Here is a 24,978-nt window from a genome sequence, read left to right on the forward strand (position 1 = left end):
TCCTGCTGCCTCGTGGACGACAGGGCTGGGCCGTCTCTTCCGGATCTTGCCTGACCCGCGCCGCCCGGCAAGATCCGAAAGAGACGGCCTAGTAGCTGATGTGGTAGGCCTTGCGCAGCGTCTCGTGGACGGTCCAGGTGGTCTTGTCGCCCTCCCTGAGCACGCAGGCGGAGCCGGGGCCCACCTCCAGCGTGTCGCCGCCCTCGACCTCGATGGTGGCGCGGCCGGTGACCACCACGAACAGTTCGTCGGCCTCGGTGTCCGTGACCACGCCGGGGGTGATCTGCCAGATCCCCCGGATCTGCGAGCCGTCCTCGGCCTCCCACAGCACCTTGCCCGTGACGACGGGCGTGCCGGAGACGATCTGGGCCGGGTCGAGCTCCTCCACCTCCAGTTCGGCGTCGGGGAAGTCCGTCACGGAGACGGCGAAGGAGGCGGGGGCTGCGCTGTGATCACGGGGGCTCATGGCGCGTCAGCCTAATCGGGTCGTCCCTCGCGTCTCGGCGACCAGAACGTCCAGTGCGGACGCGCCGGACGAGGCATCCTGTCCACCCCGCCCGGCTCGGTGCCCGCCTGGTTTCGGCCAGGGCGGCGGGTGGGCACCTCTGTCGCCGCGGTGCGCGTCCGGGTCGCGGGCGTCGTGCCGCGCGGGCGCGTTCAAGGGTGGGGCGGGCGGCGCGCGGGGCGCGGGACTCGGACAGGTTGGCGCGGGAGGGACGGGAGCGCGTTTGGGGGCGCGAATCCGGTGCCATGGATGGGTGCATGCCACAGCACAGAGCATCCGCGCCCACATCCGCACCCGCTGTCCCGGCGCCGGCGCCGACCTCGGTCCCGGTCCTGTCGGAGGAGGTACGCGAGGCGCTGGCCGCCGGGAGGCCCGTCGTCGCCCTGGAGTCGACGATCATCGCGCACGGTCTGCCGCGCCCCCGCAATCTGGCGGTGGGCACCGAACTGGAGGCCCTGGTCCGCTCCGAGGGGGCGGTTCCGGCGACGATCGCCGTGGTGGACGGAGTGGCGTACGCGGGCCTCGACAAGGGGCAACTGGAGCGGATCGCGGGCGGCGAGGACGTGCGCAAGCTCGGCCACCGGGATCTGGCGCCCGCCCTCGCGACGGGTGCGACCGGGGCGACGACGGTCTCCGCGACGGCCTTCCTGGCGGCCCGGGCGGGTCTGCGCGTCTTCGCCACGGGCGGGCTGGGCGGGGTGCACCGGGAGTTCGCCCACACCCAGGACGAGTCGGCGGACCTGTCGCTGCTCGCGCGGACCCGGATCACGGTGGTCTGCGCGGGGGTGAAGTCGATCCTGGACGTGCCCGCCACCCTGCAACGGCTGGAGACCCTGGGCGTCGGGGTGCTCGGGTACGGGACGGACCGCTTCCCCGGGTTCTACCTGTCCAGTTCCGGCGAGCCGGTGGACTGGACCGTGCACCGGCCCGAGGAGGTGGCTGCGGTGATGGCGGCTCAGGACGCGCTCGGCGGACCGGAGTCCGCGCTGCTGGTGGCCCATCCGGTGGCGGAGGCGGAGCAACTGGATCCGGAGCTGCACGACCGGGTGCTGGCGGAGGCCCTCGACGCGTGCCGGGAGCGGGGCATCACCGGGCAGGCGGTGACACCGTTCCTGCTGGGGTTCCTGGTACGGGCGACCGGCGGCGCGTCGTTGGAGGCGAACCTGGCGGCGGTACGGGGCAACGTCCGGCTCGGGGCCCGGATCGCGGGGGCCTGGGCGGCCCGCGCATGACCGGGCGGGGGGTGACCGGCGCGGACTCGACGGGGACGGACGCGACGGGACAGGGGACGGGAACGGACGCGACGGGGACGGACCCGCGGGGAGCGGCCGCGAGCGGGGCGGGGGGCTCGCCGGGCGCGCTGTTGGTCGTCGGGGACGTGGTGACGGACGTGGTCGCGGTGCACACGGAACCGCTCGCGCCGGCCACCGACACGGTCGCCCGGATCCGCACCCTGCCCGGCGGGGCGGGCGGCAACGCCGCCTGCTGGGCGGCGCACGAGGGCGCCCCCGAGGTACGGATCCTGGCGCGGGTGGGCGCCGAGGCGGCGCGGTGGCACGAACGGGCGCTGGTCGACTCGGGGGTCCGTCCCAAGCTGGTCGTCGACAGGGAGGAACCGACCGGGACGGTGGTGGCGCTGGTCGGCAAGGACGCGGAGCGGACCTTCCTGACGGACAGCGGGGCGTCCCTGCGGCTGTGCCCGGCGGACTGGGTGCCGGCCCTGCTGGACGGGGCCGCGCACCTGCACCTGTCGGGGTACCTGTTCTTCGCGGACAGCAGCAGGGAGTTGGCGAGGGTGGCGTTGAGGGCGGCCCGGACCCGTGGGGTGCCGGTGAGCGTGGACCCGGCCTCGGCGGGGTTCCTGGCCACGCTGGGCCCGGAGCGCTTCCTGGCGGCGGTGGCGGGGGCCTGCATACTGCTGCCGAACGAGGACGAGGCGAGGCTGTTGGCGGGGCTGCCGGAGCCGGCCGGGGTGGCCCGGGCGGCGGTGGCGCTGAGCCGCCGGGTGCCGCTGGTGGTGGTCACTCGGGGCGCGGCCGGGGCGCTGATCGCCGAGGGCGGGCGCATCACGGCCGAGGTCGACGCCGAAGCCGTCGAGGCGGTGGATTCCACGGGCGCGGGGGACGCCTTCACCGGGGGTTTCCTGGCGGCCCGGCTGGCGGGCGCGACCCCGGTGGAGGCGGCCCGCGCGGGGTGCCGGGCGGCCGCGGTGGCGGTCACCCGGTTGGGCGGACGTCCGTAGGGCCGTCACCTCACCCCGCACGGTCCGGTGTCGACGGGCCCTGGGCGGGTCGATCAGGGCCGCCCCGGGGGCGGGTTCACGGGGTGAACACCTGGTCCAGGGTGTCGATGGCGCCCTTGTCGCCGAGGTGGTAGCGGAACACCAGGCCCTGGTTCGGGTGGGCGACGAGCCACTCGATGAGGGCGTCGAGGGTGATCGGCTTGTTCTCGGTGCTCTCGACGATCGGGGTGACGGCCGTGATCTTCGCGTCGTCCCGGATCGGGATGAACGTCTCCTTGCCGACCGTCTCGAAGGGGGCGCCGTCGGAGTCGGGGGCGCCGCACCCCCAGTTGCCGTGCTTGACGATCAGGCTGTGGAAGCCGCCCTCGGGCGTGTAGCGGTTGACGGCGATCTCGTCGGGCGAGATCGGCATCTTGTGGTCGCAGGTGGGCGCGGGCGACTTGGGCGTGCCCGCCGGGGTCGCCTTGGCGGTGGTCGGGGCGGTCGGCTTCGCGGACACGGCGGACGCCGACGGTCCGGCGCCGGCGGGAGGGGTCGGCGTCGCGGTCGGGGTGGTGGCCGCGGTCGGGGACGCGCTCGGGCCGGCGGGGCTCGCTCCGGAGGGCGTGCCCGCGGCGTCCGTGCCGCCGTCCTCGCCGTTGCAGGCGGTGAGGGTCAGGGCCGTGCACAGGGCGAGCGTCGTGAGCGTCCACCCCCGCAACCGTCTCGGTCCCTCGACCGCAGCGCCGCGTCCACCCATTGCCGTCTCCCTCTGCCAAGGCGCCACCCGGTGGCCGCCGTCGAAGCGTGGCGACAACGTAGCCCGCGGCTGTCGGCCACGACGATGGCCGATTCCCGTTCGTCACCGACCGGGAATCGCGCTGTTGCCGATCCCGGACGTCCGTGACGCGGTGGATGCCTCGGCGGGTCAGTCCGCGAGTCCCGTCCAGGCCGGGTGGCGGGGGTCGTCGGCCCTGACGACCGCGTCGGCCAGGCCCGCCGGGTCGGTCTCGGCCTCGTAGCGGGCGAAGGCGGGCAGGGTCCAGCGCGCGGACTCCTCGGTCCGGCGGGCGAGGGCTCCCGGGGAGAGGCGGATGTGCACCCCGAGGTCGAAGGGGTACCAGTGGCCGAACAGCAGCGGTCCGTGCACGATCAGCACGCCGCCCGGCGGGAGTTCGACGTAGGGGCTGCGGGTGGCCCGGTCGGTCGCCGGGTCCCAGAGATCGGGCAGCACCCGGCCGGTGCCGCCGGGGTCGGTGGGGCCGAACACCTCCCGCCAGAGGGCGGCCGTGTCGTACCAGCCGTCGAGGTACGCGTCGACGTCCTGCCGGCCGAACTCGAAGCGGAGGGAGGCAGGCCGCAGGAACCCGTCGGCCGGGACCGTCACCACGGGCCTGCCCCGACCGCGCAGTTCCTCGGCGAGCCGGTCCGCGAGCACGTCCGTTCCGGCGGCGGGCGCGCCGTCGATGCCCACCCGCTGCCAGGGCCCCCCGTCGGGCCCCTCGGACCGGTCCTCCAGTCGACCGGCGAGCCGCTCGGCCATCCGCTGCCATGTGATCGCTTCCCACTGCACCTGGCCATTGTCAGTGGCGGGTCCTAACTTTTTCCACGAGGGATCACCGGCGCGAAACGGAGTCGTCGGCCCGACCGCGGGGAGGGGTCTGTCATGGCCGGCGAGACGACGTACATGGAGCTGTCGCAGGACGACGGCGGGGCGCACAAGTTCTACGAGGTGACGGTCGACGGCACGGCCGTCACCGTCCGGTACGGGCGCATCGGCGCGGAGGGCCAGGTGCAGAACTCCTCCTTCCCGACGGTGGAGAAGGCGCGCGCCGCCGCCGCGAAGAAGGTCGGGGAGAAGGTCCGCAAGGGTTACGCCCCGGCGGTTCGCGGTGCCCGCGCCGCGCGGTCGGTGACCCGTAGGCAGGTGACCTCGGCCCCGTCGACGGCGCGCGCGGTGGCTCCGGTGCTGTGGCGTTTCCGCACGGGCTCCTCGGCGTTCGGGATCCACGTGGACGAGGACCGCTGCTGGGTCGGCAACCAGGCGGGGGACGTCTACACGCTGAGCCACGGCGGCGAGGTGCTGGCCCGGTACTCGCTGCCGGACGGGGTGAAGTGCCTGGTGGCGGACGAGTTCTGGATCTACGCGGGCTGTGACGACGGCACGGTGTACGACCTGTCGTCGAAGGTGCCGTTCGGGGCGTACGACATCGCCGCGGACGTGGACATCTTCTGGCTCGACATCCGCGAGGGCGTGCTGAACGTGTCCGACCGCAACGGCGGCCTGACCGTCATCGACCACGAGGACGAGTTCCAGTGGTCGCGGCGCTCCTCGGGGTCCAACGCCTGGATGGTGCGGGCCGACGAGCGGGCGGTGTACCACGGCCACAGCAAGGGCGTGACGGCCTACGCCCCTGACGGCGGGCGGGAGTTGTGGCACACGGCGACCGACGGTTCGGTGCTGTTCGGCTGGCAGGAGGACGACGCCGTGTACGCGGGTACCGGGCGCAACACGGTGCAGCGACTGTCGAAGGCGACGGGCGCGGTGGAGGCCTCGTACCGGTGTGACGCGGCGGTGTACTCGTGCGCGACCTCGCCGGACGGGCGGCACGTGTTCGCGGGTGATCTCTCCTCCTCCGTGTACTGCTTCGACGCGGACGGTCGGCGGCTGTGGAAGCTGGGCACGGGCAGTGGGTCGGCGCTGTCCATGCAGTACCTCGACGGGCGGTTGTACCTGGTCACCACGGACGGTTCGCTGGTCTGCGTGGACGCGAGCGAGCAGGCGATCACGGCCGCGCAGCAGGGTTCGGTGCCGGCGGCGGTGGACGTCAAGTCGGCCGCCGCGCTGCCCGTGTTCACCCCTGCCGCGTCCGCCTCGGCGGTGGCGACGATCTCGGTGGCCGCGGCGCCGGCGGGCGGTGTGGTGGTGGAGTGCGTCCAGCAGGGCGGGCGGACGCGCGTGCAGGTGGTGTCCGACGGCTTCGAGCCCGGCTGGAACGTGCAGTTCCCGCGCGGGATCCGGGAGGCCGGCGCCCGCTACGTGGTGGAGGGACTGCACGCGGCGTCCGGCGGCTTCTACCGGGTGCGCGGGGAGATACGCCGACTGGTCTGAGCGGGCCGCGGCCGTGGGGCGCGCCACGCTCGACCGGCCCGGTGTCGCGGAGTCAGCGGGCGTGCCCCGGGCACGGGCACGGCGTGGCACCGGACGGGGCGGGCGTGGGCACCGACCAACAGGCTTCCCCGGCGAGGGCGCAGGTCACGTGGAGCACGACCGGTTCGCTTCCCAGGTTGCGGCCGAGGTGGACGTGGTCATGGCCCGGGGGCTCGACGAAGGTGGCTCCCGCCGGGTGCGTCGCGACGGATCCGTCGTCCAGGATCCGGGTCAGCGTTCCGGAGGTGACCACCACCATCAGCGGCACGTCGTGGTAGTGCCATCCCGTGCACTGCCCCGACTCGATCACGATCTCCCGGCCCGTGAGGTCCGATCCCCCGCTCGTTCCCGGCCGTCGCGCCGTCGCCTGCCGTCCGCCCATCGCTCCTCCTCCACGGGGCCACCGCGGCCCGGCCGCCTCACGGTAGGAGGAGATCATGACGTCGAGGAAGAACCGATGAAAGGACAACAACCCACCCCGACAAGGTGATATGAGGACCGCAGCGCGGTATCACTCCGTCATGAGTCTTGTCGTGTTCGAGTCGGACAAGCGGATCCACTGCGCCGAGTGCCGGCAGGGCCCGCTCCGGCTCCTCGTCCGCGAGGCGGGAGTACCCCGCTGCCTGGACTGCGTCGACCTCGGCCATCTGGTCTACCTGCCGCGCGGCGACGCGGCGCTCACCCGGCGCGCGCGGGAGGCCAGTTCACTCTCCGCCGTCGTGGTGCGCCGACACAAGCGTCGCCATCGCCACGAACGTCAGGGCCTGTTGGTCGAGGAAGCCGCGCTGGCCCGCGCGGAGCGCGCCTGCCTCGCGGACGCCGAGGTGCGGGCCCGCCGCCGGGACCGCGACCGGCTGCGCCGCGCGGCCGAGGACGTCCGCTTCACCGCGGCCTTCACCGCCGAGATACGGCGGCTGTTCCCCGGTTGTCCGGAGGAACGCGCGCGGTCCATCGCGACGCACGCCTCGCTGCGCGGCAGTGGCCGCGTGGGTCGAACCGCCGCCGGCCGGGCCCTGGACGAACTGGCGGTGTCCGTGGCGGTGCGGGCGGCCGTACGGCACCTCGACACGGAGTACGACGCCCTGCTCATGGCGGGAGTGCCGCGGTTCGCCGCCCGGGCCCGGCTGGCGGAGCAGATCGACGCGATCCTGGACGGCTGGCGGGCGGCGTCCGGGGAGCCGGTCCAGGACGAGTCGATCTAGGCCGTCTCTTTCGGATCTTGCCGGTCAGGCCCGCGTCGTCCGGTGCCGTGCATCGCACGGCGGAGAGGCTCCCGACTGGACATCCTCGGGTGCCTCGACAACGCGGCGAGGTGCGGTGCCGGGCGGCGCGGGTCAGGCAAGATCCGGAAGAGACGGCCTAGACGGAGCCCTGGGTACGGAAGCGGCGGTACATCAGCGCTCCGCCGAGCAGCAGCGCGCCACTGCCGGGGATCAGGTAGCCGAGGCCGTCGGACCCGGTGTGGGCGAGGACTTCGGTGTGCCGGGGCGGCGTCTGCGGGGTCTGCGGCGCCGGCGGCTTCACCTGCGTGACGGGTACCGGCGGGATGACGACCGGGGGCTTGACGACGACGGGCGGCTGGACCGGCTTGCCGGGGCTGGGCTTGCCGCCGTTGACGGAGGTGTTGCCGCTGGTGGGGTTGCCGATTCCGACCACGTTCACGGAGTTGCCGCTGACGTTCAGCGGGAGGTCCACGGGGAGCTGGATGCCGTTGCCGGACAGCAGTCCGGGGGAACCCTTCGTCTGTCCGTCGGCCACCGCTCCGCCGCCGTTGACCGTGCCGGCCTTCGTGGAGGACGAGGAGTGGCCCTGCCCCGAGGCGCCCGGGCCGGAGCGGGCGCCGCCCTGGGAGGTGTTCGCGCAGCGGTTCCCGGCGGCGGGGTTGAGGAGCCCGACCACGCTCACGGTGTTCCCGCACACGTTCACCGGTGTGTTCACCGGCAGTTGCACCAGGTTCCCGGCGAGCAGGCCGGGAGAGCCCTCGGCTCTGCCACCCGCGTCCGCATCTGCGTAGGCGAGGCCACTCACCCCCGCGACCGCCAGTCCACCTCCCGCAACCACCGCCGTGATCAAGCCATTGCGACGACTGTGACGCATCAGTTTCCCGCCTTCCGGAGAAGTCCGCGGGCGACTCACCCGCACCGGAAACAACGCCGTAACCCCATTCGGGTTATAGCGCCGATGGGCATTTCACCCCATCGTGTACGGGGTAATGCCTATTTCATGATGAACAGCCCGCTGCTTCTCCTCGACGTGGACGGCCCTCTCAACCCCTTCCGGTCACGGCTCGCCGGGCTGCGCGGGTACGACAGCCACCGGATGCGTCCCGAGATCTGGATGTCCCGCCGCGCCCCCGATTCGCGCAGCGCACGGCGCGGGCTCCGGGTCCGCCTGCACCCCGCCCACGGCGCCCGGTTGTCGGCCCTGCCCTACGAACTCGCCTGGGCGACCACCTGGATGCACCAGGCCAACACCATGATCGCCCCGCGCATCGGATTGCCCGGTGATCTCCCGGTGATCGAATGGCCGGAGCTTTTCGCCCACGATCCCGACGGCCTTTCCTGGAAGACCCGACCGCTCCTCGCCTGGGCCGCGGGCCGCCCGTTCGCCTGGGTCGACGACATGATCAACCCGCGGGACCGGGCCTGGGTCGCCGCCCATCACCCCGCCCCGGCCCTGCTGTTGCGCGTCCATCCGCGCCACGGGCTCCGCGACCGCGACTTCGCCGCGCTCACCCGCTGGGCGACGCACCTCGAACGGCCCGACGCCCCGACCTGACCCGCCCGCACGGACCGGCCCGGTTCGACTGCCTCACGACACGTCCCGCCGCCCCGACCCGACCGCGCCACACCGTGATGCGACACCCCGGACCAACGCCCCGGTGCCGCGACCGGACGGCACGGACCGACGCCCCGGGTCGACGGCCTCGCGCGCGACCGGACGGCACGAACCGGTGACCCGGCCTGACCGCGCCACGCCGCGATGCGCCGCCCCGGTCCGACGCCCAGACGCCCCGGGACGACGGCCCTGCGGCGCGACACGACTCCCCGGCCTGACTCGCCGCGCCGCGACCGCCCGCGCGGACCCGGCCCCCCGGCCTGACCGCGCCACGCCGTGATGCGACGCCCCGGACCGACGCCCGGGTCGACGGCACCGCGGCGCGACACGACGCCCCACCCGGACGAGCCGCGCCGCGACCGGATGCCACGGACCGACGCCCCGGCCTGACTCGCCGCGCGGACCGGGCCCGGCCTGACCCCGCGCGACCGGCCCGGTCTGACGGCCTCGCCGCGCGACACGACGTCCCGGCCGGACGGCTCCGTCTCGCGATCCGATGGCGTGATGTGCCGTCGCCGTCTCGGATCGATGTCCCGGACCGACGCCCCGGCGCCGCGGCAAGACGTCGTCGAGCCACACCGGCGGGCTCGGACGGCGGCGGCCGGACCGTGTCGGCCGGCCACCCCCGGACGGCGCCCGAAGCCGCCTGCTCCGCCCGAGGGCCCGGCGGCACCGGTTCCACCCCCGAGGGCGCCTGCTCCGTCCGTCGGCACCGGTGCCTCCGGGCCCTCAGCGTTGCAGCGCCGTCACCGGGTCCGTGGACGGGCGGCCGGAGGGCCACCAGTCGGCGTCGTCCAGGCGGGACTCGTAGGGGTACCAGAGGCCCTCACGGCCGAGCCGGAGCTGACGGGTCCCGGCGGTGAGGCGGTTGCGGTCGGGGCGGTACAGGCCCCGGCCCGCGGCGAGCAGGGCCGGGCGGGCCCGGTCGAAGGGGCCGGCCGGCGGGTCCCAGGGCTCGTCGAGCACGGACAGGCCCGGCAGGCCCCCCTGCCGCCAGGCGGCCGCGCCCCGGGCGAGGTCGGTGGTGGTCCGGCCGGTGGCGCGGGCCAGGTCCCGGTAGAGGGTGCGGGCGACTCCGGTCAGGCCGGCCGTCGGGTGCGCGGAGGCCAGCCGGACGGCGTCCTGCCACAGGGTGAGGCCGGCGATCGGGTCCTCGCCGGTCGCGAGCAGTGCGAGGGCCCGGGCGCCCGCGTCCGTCGCGAGCTGGTCCAGGGCGAGCGGGTCGGGCGCGGCGGGGTCGGCCGGGTAGGCGGGCGGCAGCCCGGGGGTGGCCGGGGCGCGCATCGGCGCCGGCAGCGGGGGCAGTGTGGTGCGGGCCACCGCCGCGTGGGCGGGGACCCCGGGGAAGTCGGGTGTGGTGTCGGGCTGTTCGCGGGCGGCGTGGGCGGCGTTGCGCCGGGTCAGCTCCTCCAGTAGTTCCCGCTCCCCGCGTCCGCGCAGGAGCAGCAGCACGAACGGGTCCTCGTCCAGCAGTCGGGCCGCCCGGTAGCAGAGGGCCGCAGCGTGCTTGCACGGCGGACGCCCCACGTCGGGGCAGGAGCACCGCGCGAGCAGTTCGCCCGGTCCCGGCAGGATCGTCTCCGCGAGGGATTCCGGGACCTCTCGTTCCAGCAGGGCCGCGAGCGCCGCGGGGTCGGCGGCCACCGTCTCCAGGACCTCGCCCCACTCGGCGTCCGCGAAGGCCGGCAGGGTCAGTTCGGTGCGGTACGGGCGGGGCCTGCTCCCCCGGACGTACGCCACGATCCGACCCGGGGTGATCGTCACCGCGTCGACGTGGCCCTCGGAGGCATAGGCGCGCCCCCGTACGAGGCGGGCCGTGTCGGGGGCGCGCTCCTCCAGCGCGACCACCCAGGCCCGACCCCACCAGGTCGTCGCCTCCAGTCCGGCGGGCACGGTCTCGAAGGTGCGCCGGCGATCGTCCCGCGCGGTGATCATTCGGGCCTCCGCAGGGACACCAGGTCGGCCAGTTCACGGTCGGACAGCTCGGTCAGCGCCGACTCGCCGGAGCCCAGCACGGCATCGGCCAGGGCCCGCTTCGCCTCCAGCATCTCGGCGATCCGGTCCTCGACGGTGCCCTCCGCGATGATCCGGTGCACCTGCACGGGCTGGGTCTGGCCGATGCGGTACGCGCGGTCGGTGGCCTGCTCCTCCACGGCGGGGTTCCACCAGCGGTCGAAGTGGATGACGTGACCGGCGCGCGTGAGGTTCAGGCCGGTGCCCGCCGCCTTCAGCGACAGCAGGAACACCGGCACCTCGCCCGCCTGGAACCGGTCCACGAGCTCCTCGCGGCGCGCCACCGGCGTGCCTCCGTGGAGCAGTTGGTGCGCGATGCCGCGGTTCGCCAGGTGTCGCTCGATGATGCGGGCCATCGTCACGTACTGCGTGAAGATCAGCACCGAGCCGCCCTCGGCCAGGATCGTGTCCAGCAGCTCGTCCAGCAGCGCGAGCTTGCCCGAGCGGTGCGGGATCCGGGGCCGTTCCTCCTTGAGGTACTGCGCGGGGTGGTTGCAGATCTGCTTGAGCGAGGCCAGCAACTTCATGATCATCCCGCGTCGTTCGATGCCCTCGCTCGCCTCGATCACGGCCATCGCCTCGTCCACCGCCGCCTGGTACAGCGAGGCCTGTTCCCGGGTGAGCGACACCGGGTGGTCGGTCTCCGTCTTCGGCGGGAGTTCGGGGGCGATGCCGGGGTCGGACTTCTTGCGCCGCAGCAGGAACGGCCGTACCAGCGCGGCGAGTCGGGCGACCGCCTCGTCGTTGCCGCCGTCCTCCTCCTGCTGGTGCTCCACCGGACGGGCGTGGCGGGCCCGGAAGGTGGTGAGCGGGCCCAGCAGCCCGGGCGTGGTCCAGTCGAGGAGCGCCCACAACTCGGAGAGGTTGTTCTCCACCGGGGTGCCCGTCAACGCCACCCGGGCCGGCGCGGGGATGGTGCGCAGGGCCTTCGCCGTGGCCGAATGCGGGTTCTTCACGTGCTGGGCCTCGTCGGCGACGACCATGCCCCAGCGCTGCTCGGCCAGGCGGGCGGCGCCGGCGCGCATCGTCCCGTACGTGGTGAGCACGAACCCGCCCGTCTCGTCCAGCCCTTCGAGGCTGCGGCCGGCGCCGTGGAACCGGCGGACCGGGGTGCCGGGCGCGAACCGCTCGATCTCGCGCTGCCAGTTGCCCAGCAGCGAGGCCGGGCAGACGACCAGGGTCGGCTCGGCCCGGTCCCGGTGCAGGTGCAGCGCGATCAGCGTCACCGTCTTGCCGAGGCCCATGTCGTCGGCCAGGCAACCGCCGAGTCCGAGCGAGGTCATCAGGTCCAGCCAGGCCAGACCGCGCGCCTGGTAGTCGCGCAGGGTGGCCTTCAACGCGGCGGGCTGCGGCAACGGAGCGAGCTCGCCCGTGAGTCGCTCCCGCAGCGCGGCCAGCGCCCCCACCGGGACCGCCTCCACCGACTCGCCCTCGACCTCGGTCGTCCCCGTCAGCACGGCGGCCAGCGCGTCCACCGGGTCCAACAGGCCCAGCTCCCGCTTGCGGGCCTTGCGCACCAGCTCGGGATCCACCCGCACCCACTGGTCGCGCAGCCGCACCACGGGCCGGTGCGCCTGCGCGAGCGCGTCCATCTCCCCGGGGGTGAGCCGGTCACCGCCGAGGGCGAGTTCCCACGAGAAGGCGAAGAGCTGCCCCGCGTCGAAGAAGGCCGTGCCGTCGGTGGCGGAGCCGGGCGCGGTGGACCGCACGACGGCGGACGCGGACAACGTACGGGCCAACTCGCGCGGCCAGTGGACCAGGACCCCGGCGCTCGCCAACCGGGTCGCGGCGGCGCCCAGCAGGTCCTCCAGATCCGGATCCGACAGGGCCAGGGCGTCGGGCACCGGCTGGTCCAGCAGGCGCAGCAGCGGCGGCCACACCCGGGCGGCCCGGCGCAGGGCGAGCACGGCGTCGATCCGCGCCCGCGGACCGAACCCGGCGGCGGCCGTGCCGGCCCAGAGCGCGTCCGCGTCGGCGACGAGCGTCGGGTCCGCGAGACTGTGGACCTGGACCACGGCGGCCCCGGCGCGACGCACGTCTTCGGGCTCGGCCTCGTCGAACAGGCGGAAGGAGGACAGGTCGAGCCGCAGCGAGATCCCCACCCCGGTGTCGGCGCCGGCCGCGACCTGGGTGGCCCACTCCCGTATCCCGGGGACCCGCTGGGGCTCCGACGCGGCGAACGGCCGCCCGGCGGCCACCGGGGCGGCCGGGGTACGGGGCAGGCCGTCGGCCACGGCGTCCAGGAACGCCCGGACCAGGGCCTCCGGTTCGGGGAGCGTCACCGGGCGGCGGCCGGCGAGCGGGGCGGCGTACGCCTCGTGGGGCAGGGCGGCCGCGACGGCGCGCACGTACGCGATGTCCTCGGCGTCGAGCGGACCGGCCCGCCAGGCGTCGACGCCTTCGGCGGTCACCCCGGGCAGCAGCCGGCCGCGCGCGACCAGGCTGAGTGCCTGGGTGGCGGCGGTGGCCCAGGCCCGCGGGGCGGGGGTACAGACCACGCCGAGGTCGCGGGACGCCCGGACCAGCAGGGGCAGCGCGTCGATCACGGGCAGGGCGACGGCCGGGACGGTCCGGGCGCGCGCCCCGCTGCCGTGCGGGCGGACGACGCTCAGCTGATGCGGGGTCCCGACCTCGGGGAGGGGCGCGCCGTCGGGTGCCCAGAAGACGAGCCGGCCCCGGCGGGGGACGGCGTCGGGGAGGAACACGCAGGCGTGCCGCAACAGCGGGACGAGGGGGTCCGCCGATGGCGGCGGTGGCGGCGTCACGGTGGGTCCTCCCTTCCCGTTGGTCGGCGGTCGCGTCTGCCGTCGAGTCTAGGTGGGGCCACTGACAGCGCCGGGGTCCCGGCCGGGCGGTGGCCGGCGGCCCGCGCGGGGCGCCGGCGGCCGGGCCGGGGCGGGCCCGGCACGGGTGCCCGTCTCAGCGGGACCAGCGGGACCGCTCCGTGGCGAATCCGTACACCGGGCGGTTCGGGTGGGCGCTCGTGCGCCAGGGACTTCCGGCGTCGTCCAGGCGCAGGGTGCCCGAGCCCGAGGGTCCGGTCCAGCGCAGGTCGAGGTACCAGTCGCAGTCGCAGCCGGTGGTGGCCGTCTCCACCCGCAGGACGACCGGTTCCGCGGCCGAGACCCGCAGGGGGAACGCCGGCGCGGGGATCGCCTCCCCGGCGTCGTTGCCGGCGACGGGCCGGGCCAGCGGCCTCGGGGCGTCCAGGTTGACCGCGAACGTGGCCGGGGTCAGCCCCCCGCCGCAGCCCTGGGACATCTGGTAGACGTTCCAGGCGGGCGGGGTGCGGCGGGCGGCCACCCGGACCTCCATGCCCTGGAGGACCACGGCCCCCTCCCCCGTGCCGTGCAGGGTGATCTCCACGATCTGGCCACCCGCGTGCACCGCCCCCTGGGACCGGGCCCAGGGGGGGGCGTCCGCCTCCACGGGGGGCGGGGGCACGGCCGCCGGTTCCCGGGGGGAGAGGTAGGCGTGATCGCAGCCGGCGGCCCACACGTGGGACCGTACCGCCGCCCGCAGCGGCGCCGCCGGATCGGCCGGCGCCCTGCCGCCCGCCGGGGGTACCTGCGCGGAGGGGGCCCGCGGGACCGGGCCGCCGGTCGGGTCCGAGGACGGGAGCGACCCCGCGGCGGGGTCCGAGGGCGAGGCGGAGGGGGACGCCGACGGGGTCGGCCCGCCCGAGGCGTTCGAGGAGGAGGACGACAAGGGCCGGGTCGACGGCAGGGTCGCGGCCGGTGCGCCCGTCCCCGTCGCCCCTGCCGTGCCCGTGCCCCGTTCGGGCCCGGCCGCCGCGAGGACCGCCACCGCCACCGCGCCCACCGCGAATCCGGCGCCGGCGACCGCCACCGCACGCCTCCGATACCAGGGCGACCCCGCCTTCGTAGCCCCGCCCACCGGCTCCGGCTCCCGTTCGTCGACCGCCGCAGGCACCGGCACGGGGACGGCCACGGGCAGTGGCGTCGGCGTCGACGTCGACGAGGACACCGTGACCGCCTGCGCCGGGGCCCGGCGACGCGCGTCGGCCAGCAGCCACGCCCGGTGCAGTTCGAGCGCCTCCGCCTGCCCGGCCCGGCAGGCGCGGGCGAACCGGTCCACCACCGCGAACTCGGCGGGGAGGGCCTCCCCCTTGCAGTACCGGTGCAGGGTCGAGGTACTGGTGTGCAGCCGGCGTGCCAGGACGCCGTAGCTGAGCCCGCCCCGCTCCTTCAGTTCCCGCATGAGCCGTGCGAAGTGCTCCGCCTCCGCCGACCGTTCCGCCTCGCCCACGACGCCCCCCGTCCCGTGAATCCGTTCCACCCTGGCATGTTCCCCCAGGTGGAAGGCCGTAAGGGCGTTCCAGCGTCCCGAAACCGCCCCAATCCGTCGCGTGCCGTCCCGCCCCGGGTAGAGGCTCTTCACCACACAGCCACACCGACCGGAAACGGGGATCCGACCACCATGCTCCGACGCTTCAGCACCGCCTTCGCGACCACCGCCACCGCGGCCGCCGCGCTGCTCCTCGCCACCTCGGCCACCGCCACCGCGGCCGCCGCGACGACGCCCGGCTTCCTGGGCGGCGCCGACCTGCCGCCGCACCCCTCGTCCCCCTGGTACGCCGGCAAGGTCACCAAGGGCCTGCCCGAGTTCGCCCCGTTCTGCCTGGAGGGGGTCCTGCCCGCGGCCGGGAGTTGGCACCGCGACTTCGGCACCGACTACGACACCGGCGCGACGCAGATCTCCGTGCGGACCGCCTCGAACGCGGCGGCCACCAAGCTCGCGACCGCCCTGGAACGCAAGGTCGCGGCCTGCGCCGCCGACTGGCTGCGGACGACTCCGGGCGGGACGGCCTCCTGGCAGGACTACGGGAAGCTGCCCGTCGAGGAGGGCGCGCACGTCTACGGGGTGCACACCTCCGTCCCGGACTCCGAGCCCGGCGTGCACCTGTACGGGATCGGCCGTGACGGCGTGACCGTGACCGTCGTGAAGTGGGGCCGGATGGGCGACCTCGGCGACGCGCCCGTGCCCGCGTTCAAGAAGACGACCACCACGGCGGTGAACAAGCTCAACCCCTGACCGGCCGGTGGTGGGACCATGGAGGCGAGGCCTGCGACGATTCGAGGCGATGGCCATGCGTTCCGGTAACGAGCCGGTGACCGCCCGCAGCCCGCTGCGGCTGCGGTTCTGGCTGAGCCTGTGGGGGCTGATCTGGGCCGCCGCCGGGACGGCCGCGTTCTCGCTGGTCGGTCGTCCCGGGTGGGCGGCGGCCTGCGGGGTGATCGCCCTGCTGGCGGCGGTGGACCTGGCGGTGGTGGTACACCACATCCACCAGGGCCCCCACTACCAGCCGGGCCCGGGCGTCCCTCCGTACGAGCCTCCCCGGTCACAGCACTAGGTCGAAAGAGTCGGCCCCGGCGGGGGTCGGCTCAGGTGGGAGTCGGCCCCGGCGGGGGTCGCTCACTCCTCGAAGCGGGCCGCGGCCAGGTACTCGGGTTGGGGATCGAGGGCCGCGGCCAGCCGGAAGTGCTTGCGCGCCTGCTCGCGCCGCCCGGACCGCTCGTGGGTCCGGGCGAGCGCGAAGTGGGCGTACGCGTTGTCCGGCTCGCGCTCCAGCACCAGTTCGAATTCGAGTGTGGCCGCGCGCAATTGCGCCGCCGCGAAGAAGGCCCGCGCCCGCAGCAGCCGGGCGCCCGTGTTCTCCGGGTGGGCGGCTATGACCGAGTCGAGGAGCCGGACTGCTCCGCGCGGGTCGCGGGCGGCCAACAGTTGCTCGGCGGCCCGGTAGTCGATGACGTGCGTCTCCGGGCTCGCCGAGCCGGGAGGGCCCGAGGGGGACGAGGCGGACGGCGGCTGTGGCGGCGTGGTGTCGGACACGATGTCTTTCCTTCCCTCTGCGGACACGTTCAACGCCCTTGCCCGCGCCCGCTGTTCCCGGGCGCCCGACACGCGCCGGAGGGTCCTTCCCGCACCGCCCGCCACTCACTCCCCGGCGGCGGCCCGTGCGGTGAGTTCTTCCCACACCTTGCGCACCTGCGGTTCCAACGCCTCCAGCGGCCCGTCGTTGTCGATGACGAGCGTGGCGATCGCCAGCCGCTGTTCGCGGGTGGCCTGCGCCGCCATCCGCGACCGGGCCTCGTCCTCGGTCATGCCGCGCCGTGCGGTGAGCCGGGCCAGTTGAGTGTCGGGCGACGCGTCCACCACGACGACCAGGTCGTAGAGGGAAGCCAGGCCGTTCTCCGTGAGCAGCGGTACGTCGTGCACGACGATCGCGTCGGCGCCCGCGGCCCCCTCCAGTTCGGCGGACCGTGCCCCGACGAGCGGGTGCACGATCGCGTTCAGCGTCCGCAGCTTCTCCGCGTCGCTGAAGACGAGCGACCCCAGTCGCGGCCGGTCCAGCGTCCCCTCGGGGGTCAGTACGGATTCCCCGAACGCCGCCACGACGGCCGCGAGCCCGGGCGTCCCGGGCTCGACGACCTCGCGGGCGATGCGGTCCGCGTCGACGACGACCGCCCCGTACCCCGCCAGCAGTCGCGAGACCTCGCTCTTGCCGGCGCCGATTCCGCCTGTCAGTCCTACTTTCAGCATGCTCGGCAGCCTAGGCCGTCTCTGGCGGATCGTGTCGGTCAGGGCCGAAAGAGACGGCCCAGGGCCTGGGCGCGCCGGGGTCAGCCCTCGCCCTCACGCTCCGCCAGGAATCGCTCGAACTCGCGCCCGATCTCGTCCGCGGAGGGGATCTCGGCCGGTTCGGCGATCATGTTGCCCCGGGTCTCGGCGCCGGCCGCCGCGTCGTACTGGTGCTCCAGGCCCTGGACCAAAGCGACCAGTTCCTCGTCGCCTTCGCGGATCTGCCGGTCGATCTCGGTCTGCGTGCGGTGGGCCTCGGTCCGCAGGGCGTGCGCCACGGCGGGAAGGACCAGTCCGGTCGCCGCCGTGATCGCCTCAAGCACCGTCAGCGCCGCGTCCGGGTACGGGGAGCGGGCCACGTAGTGCGGGACGTGGGCGGCGACCCCGAGCACGTCGTGTCCGGACTGGCCGAGTCGGAACTCGACCAGGGACTCGGCGCTGCCGGGCACCTGGGCCTCGTCGAACGGGCTGCGGTGTCCGGGCATCAGGTCGGTCCGGTTGCCGTGCGGGGTGATGCCGACGGGCCGGGTGTGCGGAACGCCCATCGGGATGCCGTGGAAGTTGACGGAGAGCCGGACGCCGAGGCGTTCGACGATCTGCCGGACGGCGAGCGCGAAGCGCTCCCACTCGACGTCGGGCTCGGGCCCGGAGAGCAGCAGGAACGGCGCGCCGGTGGCGTCCTGGACCAGGCGCACCTCCAGCTTGGGTTCCTCGAACTCCGTCCAGTGGTCGCGCTGGAAGGTCAGGAGCGGGCGCCGGGCCCGGTAGTCCACCAGTCGGTCCGCGTCGAAGCGGGCCACGACCTGGTGGGGCAGGGTGTCGAGGAGTCGCTCGACGATCTGCTCTCCGGCCTCACCCGCGTCGATGTACCCCTCGAAGTGGTAGAGCATGACCAGCCCGGCCGAGTCCTGGGCCAACGCCATGTCGGCCACCGCCAGGCCCTTGGCGTCCCATTCGTACAAACCCTGTGGATCAAGCACCGCCACCACTCCTCCTCGCCGTGTTCTCTGCCAAGAACGTCCAAGGAGGCGCCGTCATTCCCCAGTTGGCCGCCTTCACGAGAACGCAATGCCGCGAACTCCCGCACCGCGCGGGTTGGATGCCCGGATGCGGGCCCGGTGAAGCGCCGCGCCGACGGCGAAAGCCGTGCCGACGGCGAAACGCGACAAGGCCCGCCCCCTCGAAAGGGGACGGGCCTTGTCGTTCAACTCAGCTCAGCCCGCTCTCGCGCCGAGGCGCGAGGGCGTGACGCGCTGCTGCGATCAGCTCTGGCCGCCGGCCAGCTTCTCGCGCAGGGCGGCCAGGGCCTCGTCCGACGCCAGGGCGCCGGAGGTCTCGTCCGCACCCTCGGAGGAGTACGAACCACCGGAGACACCGGCACCGGCACCGGCGTTGCCACCGGCGGCGGGGGCGGCAGCACCCTCGGCAGCGGCGGCCTCGTCGGCCTCGCGGCTCTTGATGACCTGGGCCTGGTGCTGCTCGAAGCGGACCTGCGCCTCGGCGTACTGGCGCTCCCACGTCTCGCGCTGGGTGTCGAAGCCCTCGAGCCAGTCGTTGGTCTCGGGGTCGAAGCCCTCGGGGTAGATGTAGTTGCCCTGGTCGTCGTAGGACGCGGCCATGCCGTACAGGGTCGGGTCGAACTCGACCGACGCCGGGTCGGCACCGAAGGACTCGTTGGCCTGCTTCAGCGACAGCGAGATCCGGCGACGCTCGAGGTCGATGTCGATGACCTTGACGAAGATCTCGTCGTTGACCTGGACGACCTGCTCCGGGATCTCCACGTGGCGCTCGGCCAGCTCGGAGATGTGGACCAGACCCTCGATGCCCTCGTCCACGCGGACGAACGCACCGAACGGAACCAGCTTGGTGACCTTACCCGGGACGACCTGGCCGATCTGGTGGGTCCGGGCGAACTGCTGCCACGGGTCCTCCTGCGTCGCCTTCAGCGACAGGGAGACACGCTCGCGGTCCATGTCGACGTCGAGGACCTCGACGGTGACTTCCTGACCGACCTCGACGACCTCGGACGGGTGGTCGATGTGCTTCCAGGACAGCTCGGAGACGTGCACGAGACCGTCGACGCCGCCCAGGTCCACGAAGGCACCGAAGTTGACGATCGAGGAGACGACGCCGGAGCGGACCTGACCCTTCTGCAGGGTGGTGAGGAACGTCTGGCGAACCTCGGACTGGGTCTGCTCGAGCCAGGCGCGGCGGGACAGGACCACGTTGTTGCGGTTCTTGTCCAGCTCGATGATCTTCGCCTCGAGCTCCTTGCCCACGTAGGGCTGGAGGTCGCGGACGCGACGCATCTCGACGAGAGAGGCCGGCAGGAAGCCGCGGAGGCCGATGTCGAGGATGAGACCACCCTTGACGACCTCGATGACGGTACCGGTGACGATGCCGTCTTCTTCCTTGATCTTCTCGATCGTGCCCCAGGCGCGCTCGTACTGAGCACGCTTCTTGGACAGGATGAGACGGCCTTCCTTGTCCTCCTTCTGGAGAACCAGGGCCTCGATCTCGTCGCCGACCTTGACGACCTCGTTCGGGTCGACGTCGTGCTTGATCGAGAGCTCGCGGCTCGGGATCACGCCTTCGGTCTTGTAGCCGATGTCGAGGAGAACCTCGTCCCGGTCCACCTTGACGATGACGCCGTCGACGATGTCGCCGTCGTTGAAGTACTTGATCGTCTCGTCGATCGCCGCGAGGAACGCGTCCGCGTCGCCGATGTCGTTGACCGCTACCTGCGGAGGGGTGGTGGCGGTGGTCTCGGTGCTGCTCGTCATGTGGGAAAGGGCTCCGGTTACGGACAGAAAGTCGTAGGTACTGCTACGCCGGGAGCCCTTATCGGCATCTGCCTAAGCCGGACAGCCAAGGAGGCCCCTCTTCCGCCGTGGCGGCAGGGCCTCGAAAACCGAGGGGACATCAACAGATGCAAGCGCAGCCTGCTAGGTCTGAGGAGCACAGGCTCGCAGCGCAACTTGTAGCATACGGGGGCAGCCCAGCAGGGTCAATGCGCGAAGGCGCACACCCCGGGCGGATCGCCGCATAACCGGCACAATTCGTGTGCGGGCAGGCCCCGATGGGGCTTCCCGAACGAATTCCGAGACGTCCGCGGAGGTGCGCGCGCGTCGGCTGACGCCCGCGGCCACCACGGCAGCCACCCAGACATTCGCAGACTACGACGACGGGCCCCATGAACCAAGAGGACTACGCCCACGAAGAAGTGCTCGGAGCCGACGGCGACGCCGGGGACGACGCCGAGGCCACGCGCCGTGACGCGTCGGAGGCGGAGAGCAGTCGCGCCAGCCGGAGCTGGTGGGACCGCAACGCCGACGAGTACCAGAGCGATCACGGCGCGTTCCTGGGCGACGACCGGTTCGTCTGGGGCCCGGAGGGGCTCGACGAGGCCGACGCCGGGCTCCTGGGGCCCGCCGCCTCCCTCGCGGGTCGGGACGTCCTGGAGATCGGCGCCGGCGCCGCCCAGTGCTCGCGCTGGCTGGCCGCCCAGGGGGCCCGCCCGGTCGCCCTGGACCTCTCGCACCGCCAGCTCCAGCACGCCCTGCGGATCGGGGACGACATCCCCCTCGTCGAGGCCGACGCCGGGCGGCTGCCCTTCCGCGACGGCTCCTTCGACCTGGCCTGCTCCTCCTACGGGGCGGTCCCCTTCGTCGCGGACCCGGTGAACGTGATGCGGGAGGTGCACCGCGTGCTGCGCCCCGGCGGCCGGTGGGTCTTCTCCGTCACCCACCCCGTCCGGTGGGCGTTCCCCGACGAGCCCGGGCCGGAGGGGCTGTCGGTGTCCGCCTCCTACTTCGACCGGACCCCGTACGTCGAGCAGGACGAGCGGGGCGAGGCGCTGTACGTGGAGCACCACCGCACGATCGGCGACCGGGTCCGGGACGTGGTCGCGGGCGGGTTCCGGCTGGTGGACCTGGTGGAGCCGCAGTGGCCCGAGTGGAACAGCCAGGAGTGGGGCGGCTGGTCCCCGCTGCGCGGCAACCTGATCCCCGGCACCGCGATCTTCGTCTGCGAAAGGGACTGATCCCTTGATCCGCCGCGCCGAACTCGACTCCCTCCCCGTGCGGGGCGCCGTGCCCGCGCTCGTGGCCGCCCTGGACGGGCACGGCGCGGCCGTGTTGTGCGCGCCGCCGGGCACCGGCAAGACCACGCTGGTGCCGCTGGTCCTGGCGGGTCTGACGGCCGGGGCCGGGGGCGGGCCGCTCCGCCGGGTCGTGGTGGCCGAGCCGCGTCGGATCGCGGCGCGGGCGGCGGCGCGGCGGATGGCCTGGCTGCTGGGCGAGGCGGTCGGCGGTTCGGTGGGCTTCACGGTGCGCGGGGAGCGGGAGGTGGGTCCCGACACGGTGGTGGAGGTGGTGACCACGGGTGTCCTGCTCCAGCGGCTCCAGCGGGATCAGGAGCTGGCGGGGGTGGACGTGGTGATCCTGGACGAGTGCCACGAGCGCCATCTGGACGCCGACACGGTGGCCGCCTTCCTGGTGGACGTACGCGAGACCCTGCGCCCGGAGCTGCGGCTGGTGGCGGCCTCGGCGACGACCGACGCGGCCGGGTGGTCGCGGGTGCTGGGCGGCGCGCCGGTGGTGGAGACGGCCGGCGTCTCGTACCCGGTGGAGGTCGTGTGGGCGCCGCCGGCGCGTGCCGTGCGGCCGCCGCACGGGTTGCGGGTGGATCCGGCGCAACTGGCGCACGTGGCGTCGGTGGTGCGGCGGGCGCTGGCGGAACGTTCCGGCGATGTCCTGTGCTTCCTGCCGGGCGTCGGTGAGCTGGGCCGGGTGGCCGGGCAACTGGGCGGGGTCGACGCGGAGGTGGTGCAGATCCACGGTCGTGCCCCGGCGGCGGTCCAGGACGCGGCGCTGCGGCCGGCGGAGCACCGCCGGGTGATCCTGGCGACGGCGGTCGCGGAGTCGAGCCTGACCGTGCCGGGTGTGAGGGTGGTCGTGGACTCGGGGCTGGCCCGCGAGCCCCGGGTGGACCACGCCCGGGGGCTGGGCGCGCTGGCGACGGTACGTGCTTCGCGTGCGGCGGGTCGTCAGCGGGCGGGTCGGGCCGGCCGCGAGGCGCCGGGGGCGGTGTACCGCTGCTGGTCGCAGGCCGAGGACGCGCGGCTGACCGCGTTTCCCGCGCCGGAGATCCGGATCGCTGACCTGGCGCAGTTCGCGCTGCAGGCGGCCTGCTGGGGAGACCCGGACGCCGCCGGCCTGGCGTTGCCGGATCCGCCGCCGGCCGGGGCGATGGGCGCGGCGCGGGAGGTGTTGCGCGCGGTGGGCGCGGTGGACTCCGCCGGGCGGCCGACCGCGCGGGGGCTGCGGATGGCCCGGCTCGGACTGCACCCGCGGCTGGCGCGTGCGCTGCTGGACGGCACGGCCGCGCTCGGGGCCCGGCGGGCGGCGGAGCTGGTGGCCCTGCTGAGCGAGGAACCGCCGCGGGAGTACGGGGACGATCTGGCCGGTGCCTGGCGCCGGGCCCGGCAGGGCGGGGACGCCTACGGCCACCGGTGGCGTACGGAGGTCCGTCGGCTGGAGCGGGCCGCGCAGGAGCCCGGCTCCTCGACGTCGCGGGAGGCCGCCGTACCGGTGGGCGATGCGGTCGGGCGGGGTTCTGGGGAGCGGGGTCCGGTGGGGCGGGGTCCGGTGGGGCGGGGTCCGCTCTCCGATGACGCCGCCGCCGGGTTGGTGGCCGCGCTGGCGTTCCCGGAGCGGGTGGCGCGGGCCAGGGGCGAGGGGGCTTTCCTGATGGCGTCGGGGACGGCCGCCGCGCTCGGCGACGGCTCCGGTCTGCGCAGCGCGCCCTGGCTGGCGGTGGCCGTGGCGGACCGGCCGCCGCACGCGGCGTCGGCGCGGGTCGGGCTCGCGGCGCCGCTGGACGAGGAGACCGCCCGCGCGGCGGCGGGGCACCTCTTCCGGTCGGGCGAGGAGGTCCGCTGGGAGGACGGTGACCTCGTGGCCCGGAGCGTCACCCGGCTCGGGGCGATCGAACTCGCGGCGCGCCCGCTGAAGAACCCGGACCCGGTGCTCGTGCGGGGCGCCCTGCTCGACGGGCTCCGGGCGGAGGGGCTGGGTCTGCTGCGCTGGTCGCAGGACGCGCGGGTGTTGCGGGCCCGGCTGGGGTTCCTGCACCGTGCGCTCGGTGGCGCGTGGCCCGACGTGGCCGAGGACTCGGCGTTGGTGGAGCGGGCCGACGAGTGGCTGGAGCCCGAGCTGTCCCGGGCCCGACGCCGCTCCGACCTGGCCCGGATCGATGCCGGGCAGGCGCTGAACCGGTTGTTGCCCTGGGCCGGCGGGGAGGCCGGCCGGCTCGACGAGCTGGCCCCGGAACGCATCGAGGTGCCCAGCGGCTCACGCGTCCGCGTCGACTACTCGGGCGAGCAGCCGGTGCTGGCGGTCAAGCTCCAGGAGTTGTTCGGGTGGGCCGAGACGCCCCGGGTGGCGGGGGTGCCCGTACTGGTCCATCTGCTGTCGCCCGCCGGCCGCCCGGCGGCGGTCACCGCCGATCTGGCGTCCTTCTGGGCCGGTGGCTACCAGGCCGTTCGCGCCGAGCTGCGCGGCCGCTACCCCAAGCATCCGTGGCCGCTGGACCCGGCGACGGCCGAGCCCACCCGACACACCAACGCCCGGCTCAGGCGCTGACCGGTCTCGGGTCGGGCGCCGACCGGTCGGGTCAGGCGCCGACCGGTTCCCCGGGGCGGCGGGCGCGCGCCTCCAGCCACAGGGCCAGGCCGAACAGGGCGAGCCCGCCGGCCGCGAGGCCGAGGGGGGCGTACGTGTGCAGGGCGAGGATCTTGACGCGGTTCGCGGCGACCAGTTCGCGGGTGTACTCGGCGTAGTCCTCGCGCATCGTCACGTGTCCGGCGAAGACGGTGAGCTTGCCGTCCTGGGCGCCGGCCGCGATGCCGCCGCGCATCTCCTGCCGGATGTCCTGTTCGGCGTTGACGGGTGCCCCGGTCACCGGGTCGACCCAGAACATCGCCTTGGCGGTGTACCAGAGGCTGGTGCCGGTGTTCTGCTCGAACGTCTTCGGGTCGATGCCCTCGATCGGCATCTTCTTCGGCAGCGCCACCTTGGTCCAGGGGATGGTCTGCTCGAAGTAGTGGACGTCCATTCCCTTGTAGGTGCGCGGGCCGACGTAGTGGATCGGCGAGGAACTGCGGGTCTGCGCGTCGAAGTACAGGTAGTCACGGGGCTCGGTGAAGAACGGCCACTTGAACTCGATGCCCTCGCGCTTGACCGGGTCTCCGTCGACCATCTCGCCGGTGGCGTGCACCGGGTCCTGGGTGTGGGCGTCGAAGACGTAGCGCTCGGGGATCTGGGAGACCATCTTCCCGTCCGGTCCCATGATGTGGGTCAGGGTGTCCCAGACGACCACGTCCTTGCCGGCGCTCGCCTCGATCTCCTTCGACGCCTCGACGTTGCCCTTGAGGGTCTGGACGATGGTGACCTTGTCGACCTTCTTGGGCGTCATGCCGGCGGTGTAGTCGAGGAGGGTCGCGCCCTTGGCCTCCAGGACCATCTCCTGGTACTGCCCGGGCGGGATCTTGGCGAGGCGGGGGTACGCGTACCAGCGCATCAGCGGTGCGAGGGCCGCGCAGAACACGGCGACGGCAAGCAGGACGAGGCTCGCTCTGCGTCGCAT

Annotated in this window: 22 protein-coding genes; 9 read left to right on the top strand and 13 right to left on the bottom strand. The window is 74.1% G+C overall.

All coding sequences use genetic code 11. The features are described 5' to 3' along the window. Positions 1–88: 88 nt before the first annotated feature. The gene (locus tag ACFYW3_RS31440) at positions 89–466 is read right to left on the bottom strand and encodes a cupin domain-containing protein (RefSeq protein ID WP_389388017.1); all 378 of its coding nucleotides are present in this window, start codon (positions 464–466) and stop codon (positions 89–91) included. A 296-nt stretch (positions 467–762) separates the two neighbouring features. On the opposite strand from ACFYW3_RS31440, the gene ACFYW3_RS31445 reads away from it, so the two are divergent. Both ACFYW3_RS31445 and ACFYW3_RS31450 read left to right on the top strand, forming a co-directional pair. Continuing rightward, positions 763–1,737 (top strand): pseudouridine-5'-phosphate glycosidase, encoded by a 975-nt coding sequence (locus tag ACFYW3_RS31445; RefSeq protein WP_389388018.1) that lies wholly within the window; start codon positions 763–765, stop codon positions 1,735–1,737. Beyond that, on the top strand, positions 1,734–2,747 hold the full coding sequence (locus ACFYW3_RS31450) for a carbohydrate kinase family protein (protein WP_389388019.1): 1,014 nt from the start codon (positions 1,734–1,736) through the stop codon (positions 2,745–2,747). The genes ACFYW3_RS31445 and ACFYW3_RS31450 overlap by 4 nt, the downstream gene beginning before the upstream one ends. 76 nt (positions 2,748–2,823) lie before the next feature. Here ACFYW3_RS31450 and ACFYW3_RS31455 read toward each other — a convergent pair whose 3' ends face one another. Beyond that, on the bottom strand, positions 2,824–3,486 hold the full coding sequence (locus ACFYW3_RS31455) for a hypothetical protein (RefSeq protein WP_389388020.1): 663 nt from the start codon (positions 3,484–3,486) through the stop codon (positions 2,824–2,826). Positions 3,487–3,654: 168 nt separating this feature from the next. Then, on the bottom strand, positions 3,655–4,299 hold the full coding sequence (locus ACFYW3_RS31460; protein ID WP_351761485.1) for a uridine kinase: 645 nt from the start codon (positions 4,297–4,299) through the stop codon (positions 3,655–3,657). A 93-nt stretch (positions 4,300–4,392) separates the two neighbouring features. On the opposite strand from ACFYW3_RS31460, the gene ACFYW3_RS31465 reads away from it, so the two are divergent. After that, positions 4,393–5,838 (top strand): WGR domain-containing protein, encoded by a 1,446-nt coding sequence (locus ACFYW3_RS31465; RefSeq protein WP_389388021.1) that lies wholly within the window; start codon positions 4,393–4,395, stop codon positions 5,836–5,838. A 52-nt stretch (positions 5,839–5,890) separates the two neighbouring features. Here the strand turns inward: ACFYW3_RS31465 and ACFYW3_RS31470 are convergent, their stop codons facing one another. Continuing rightward, positions 5,891–6,259: a cupin domain-containing protein gene (locus ACFYW3_RS31470; protein WP_389388022.1), complete on the bottom strand. Its 369-nt coding sequence runs from the start codon at positions 6,257–6,259 to the stop codon at positions 5,891–5,893. A 139-nt stretch (positions 6,260–6,398) separates the two neighbouring features. On the opposite strand from ACFYW3_RS31470, the gene ACFYW3_RS31475 reads away from it, so the two are divergent. Then, the gene (locus tag ACFYW3_RS31475) at positions 6,399–7,079 is read left to right on the top strand and encodes a DUF2293 domain-containing protein (protein ID WP_351761478.1); all 681 of its coding nucleotides are present in this window, start codon (positions 6,399–6,401) and stop codon (positions 7,077–7,079) included. A gap of 157 nt (positions 7,080–7,236) precedes the next feature. Here ACFYW3_RS31475 and ACFYW3_RS31480 read toward each other — a convergent pair whose 3' ends face one another. Then, entirely contained in the window at positions 7,237–7,905 is a 669-nt protein-coding gene (locus ACFYW3_RS31480) for a chaplin (protein ID WP_389388023.1), read from the bottom strand. A gap of 195 nt (positions 7,906–8,100) precedes the next feature. Here ACFYW3_RS31480 and ACFYW3_RS31485 point away from each other — a divergent pair, with 195 nt between their 5' ends. After that, positions 8,101–8,655, top strand: coding sequence for a hypothetical protein (locus tag ACFYW3_RS31485; RefSeq protein WP_389388024.1), 555 nt, complete (start codon positions 8,101–8,103; stop codon positions 8,653–8,655). A gap of 789 nt (positions 8,656–9,444) precedes the next feature. Here ACFYW3_RS31485 and ACFYW3_RS31490 read toward each other — a convergent pair. The 3 genes from ACFYW3_RS31490 to ACFYW3_RS31500 all read right to left on the bottom strand — a co-directional run bounded on the left by ACFYW3_RS31490 (position 9,445) and on the right by ACFYW3_RS31500 (position 15,027). Beyond that, positions 9,445–10,650, bottom strand: a complete 1,206-nt coding sequence (locus ACFYW3_RS31490) for an SWIM zinc finger family protein (protein WP_389388025.1) — start codon at positions 10,648–10,650, stop codon at positions 9,445–9,447. Further along, positions 10,647–13,493, bottom strand: a complete 2,847-nt coding sequence (locus ACFYW3_RS31495; RefSeq protein ID WP_389388026.1) for an SNF2-related protein — start codon at positions 13,491–13,493, stop codon at positions 10,647–10,649. The genes ACFYW3_RS31490 and ACFYW3_RS31495 overlap by 4 nt, the downstream gene beginning before the upstream one ends. Positions 13,494–13,647: 154 nt before the next feature. Next, positions 13,648–15,027, bottom strand: coding sequence for a helix-turn-helix domain-containing protein (locus ACFYW3_RS31500; RefSeq protein WP_389388027.1), 1,380 nt, complete (start codon positions 15,025–15,027; stop codon positions 13,648–13,650). A 141-nt stretch (positions 15,028–15,168) separates the two neighbouring features. On the opposite strand from ACFYW3_RS31500, the gene ACFYW3_RS31505 reads away from it, so the two are divergent. Continuing rightward, positions 15,169–15,783: a hypothetical protein gene (locus tag ACFYW3_RS31505; protein WP_351757269.1), complete on the top strand. Its 615-nt coding sequence runs from the start codon at positions 15,169–15,171 to the stop codon at positions 15,781–15,783. A gap of 55 nt (positions 15,784–15,838) precedes the next feature. Beyond that, the gene (locus ACFYW3_RS31510) at positions 15,839–16,102 is read left to right on the top strand and encodes a DUF6343 family protein (protein WP_351757267.1); all 264 of its coding nucleotides are present in this window, start codon (positions 15,839–15,841) and stop codon (positions 16,100–16,102) included. A 62-nt stretch (positions 16,103–16,164) separates the two neighbouring features. Here ACFYW3_RS31510 and ACFYW3_RS31515 read toward each other — a convergent pair whose 3' ends face one another. From ACFYW3_RS31515 to rpsA, 4 genes are all read right to left on the bottom strand, one after another. Next, positions 16,165–16,497, bottom strand: a complete 333-nt coding sequence (locus ACFYW3_RS31515; RefSeq protein WP_329448128.1) for a tetratricopeptide repeat protein — start codon at positions 16,495–16,497, stop codon at positions 16,165–16,167. A 189-nt stretch (positions 16,498–16,686) separates the two neighbouring features. After that, the gene (coaE, locus tag ACFYW3_RS31520; protein WP_351757264.1) at positions 16,687–17,292 is read right to left on the bottom strand and encodes a dephospho-CoA kinase; all 606 of its coding nucleotides are present in this window, start codon (positions 17,290–17,292) and stop codon (positions 16,687–16,689) included. Between the two features lie 80 nt (positions 17,293–17,372). Further along, the gene (locus ACFYW3_RS31525; RefSeq protein WP_351757261.1) at positions 17,373–18,311 is read right to left on the bottom strand and encodes a PAC2 family protein; all 939 of its coding nucleotides are present in this window, start codon (positions 18,309–18,311) and stop codon (positions 17,373–17,375) included. Between the two features lie 282 nt (positions 18,312–18,593). Continuing rightward, complete coding sequence (gene rpsA, locus ACFYW3_RS31530; protein WP_053681532.1) at positions 18,594–20,114, bottom strand: 30S ribosomal protein S1; 1,521 nt, start codon at positions 20,112–20,114, stop codon at positions 18,594–18,596. A 410-nt stretch (positions 20,115–20,524) separates the two neighbouring features. On the opposite strand from rpsA, the gene ACFYW3_RS31535 reads away from it, so the two are divergent. Together ACFYW3_RS31535 and hrpB are read left to right on the top strand one after the other, a co-directional pair. After that, positions 20,525–21,373 (top strand): class I SAM-dependent methyltransferase, encoded by an 849-nt coding sequence (locus ACFYW3_RS31535; RefSeq protein WP_351376497.1) that lies wholly within the window; start codon positions 20,525–20,527, stop codon positions 21,371–21,373. Between the two features lie 4 nt (positions 21,374–21,377). Beyond that, a complete protein-coding gene (gene hrpB / locus ACFYW3_RS31540) occupies positions 21,378–23,975 on the top strand; it encodes an ATP-dependent helicase HrpB (RefSeq protein WP_389388028.1) in 2,598 nt (865 codons plus the stop codon). A gap of 31 nt (positions 23,976–24,006) precedes the next feature. Here hrpB and ACFYW3_RS31545 read toward each other — a convergent pair whose 3' ends face one another. Then, positions 24,007–24,978, bottom strand: coding sequence for a DUF3068 domain-containing protein (locus ACFYW3_RS31545; RefSeq protein WP_389388029.1), 972 nt, complete (start codon positions 24,976–24,978; stop codon positions 24,007–24,009).

The organism is Streptomyces sp. NPDC002602, from assembly GCF_042889445.1.
Lineage (GTDB): Bacteria > Actinomycetota > Actinomycetes > Streptomycetales > Streptomycetaceae > Streptomyces.

Bases quoted from the DNA above. Each gene is read 5' to 3' on its own strand.
- coaE (WP_351757264.1), bottom strand. From the start codon at position 17,292: ATGCTGAAAGTAGGACTGACAGGCGGAATCGGCGCCGGCAAGAGCGAG.
- ACFYW3_RS31440 (WP_389388017.1), bottom strand. From the start codon at position 466: ATGAGCCCCCGTGATCACAGCGCAGCCCCCGCCTCCTTCGCCGTCTCC.
- ACFYW3_RS31510 (WP_351757267.1), top strand. From the start codon at position 15,839: ATGCGTTCCGGTAACGAGCCGGTGACCGCCCGCAGCCCGCTGCGGCTG.
- ACFYW3_RS31475 (WP_351761478.1), top strand. From the start codon at position 6,399: ATGAGTCTTGTCGTGTTCGAGTCGGACAAGCGGATCCACTGCGCCGAG.
- ACFYW3_RS31465 (WP_389388021.1), top strand. From the start codon at position 4,393: ATGGCCGGCGAGACGACGTACATGGAGCTGTCGCAGGACGACGGCGGG.
- ACFYW3_RS31505 (WP_351757269.1), top strand. From the start codon at position 15,169: ATGCTCCGACGCTTCAGCACCGCCTTCGCGACCACCGCCACCGCGGCC.
- rpsA (WP_053681532.1), bottom strand. From the start codon at position 20,114: ATGACGAGCAGCACCGAGACCACCGCCACCACCCCTCCGCAGGTAGCG.
- ACFYW3_RS31545 (WP_389388029.1), bottom strand. From the start codon at position 24,978: ATGCGACGCAGAGCGAGCCTCGTCCTGCTTGCCGTCGCCGTGTTCTGC.
- ACFYW3_RS31470 (WP_389388022.1), bottom strand. From the start codon at position 6,259: ATGGGCGGACGGCAGGCGACGGCGCGACGGCCGGGAACGAGCGGGGGA.
- ACFYW3_RS31490 (WP_389388025.1), bottom strand. From the start codon at position 10,650: ATGATCACCGCGCGGGACGATCGCCGGCGCACCTTCGAGACCGTGCCC.
- ACFYW3_RS31445 (WP_389388018.1), top strand. From the start codon at position 763: ATGCCACAGCACAGAGCATCCGCGCCCACATCCGCACCCGCTGTCCCG.
- ACFYW3_RS31485 (WP_389388024.1), top strand. From the start codon at position 8,101: ATGATGAACAGCCCGCTGCTTCTCCTCGACGTGGACGGCCCTCTCAAC.
- ACFYW3_RS31535 (WP_351376497.1), top strand. From the start codon at position 20,525: ATGAACCAAGAGGACTACGCCCACGAAGAAGTGCTCGGAGCCGACGGC.
- ACFYW3_RS31455 (WP_389388020.1), bottom strand. From the start codon at position 3,486: ATGGGTGGACGCGGCGCTGCGGTCGAGGGACCGAGACGGTTGCGGGGG.
- ACFYW3_RS31450 (WP_389388019.1), top strand. From the start codon at position 1,734: ATGACCGGGCGGGGGGTGACCGGCGCGGACTCGACGGGGACGGACGCG.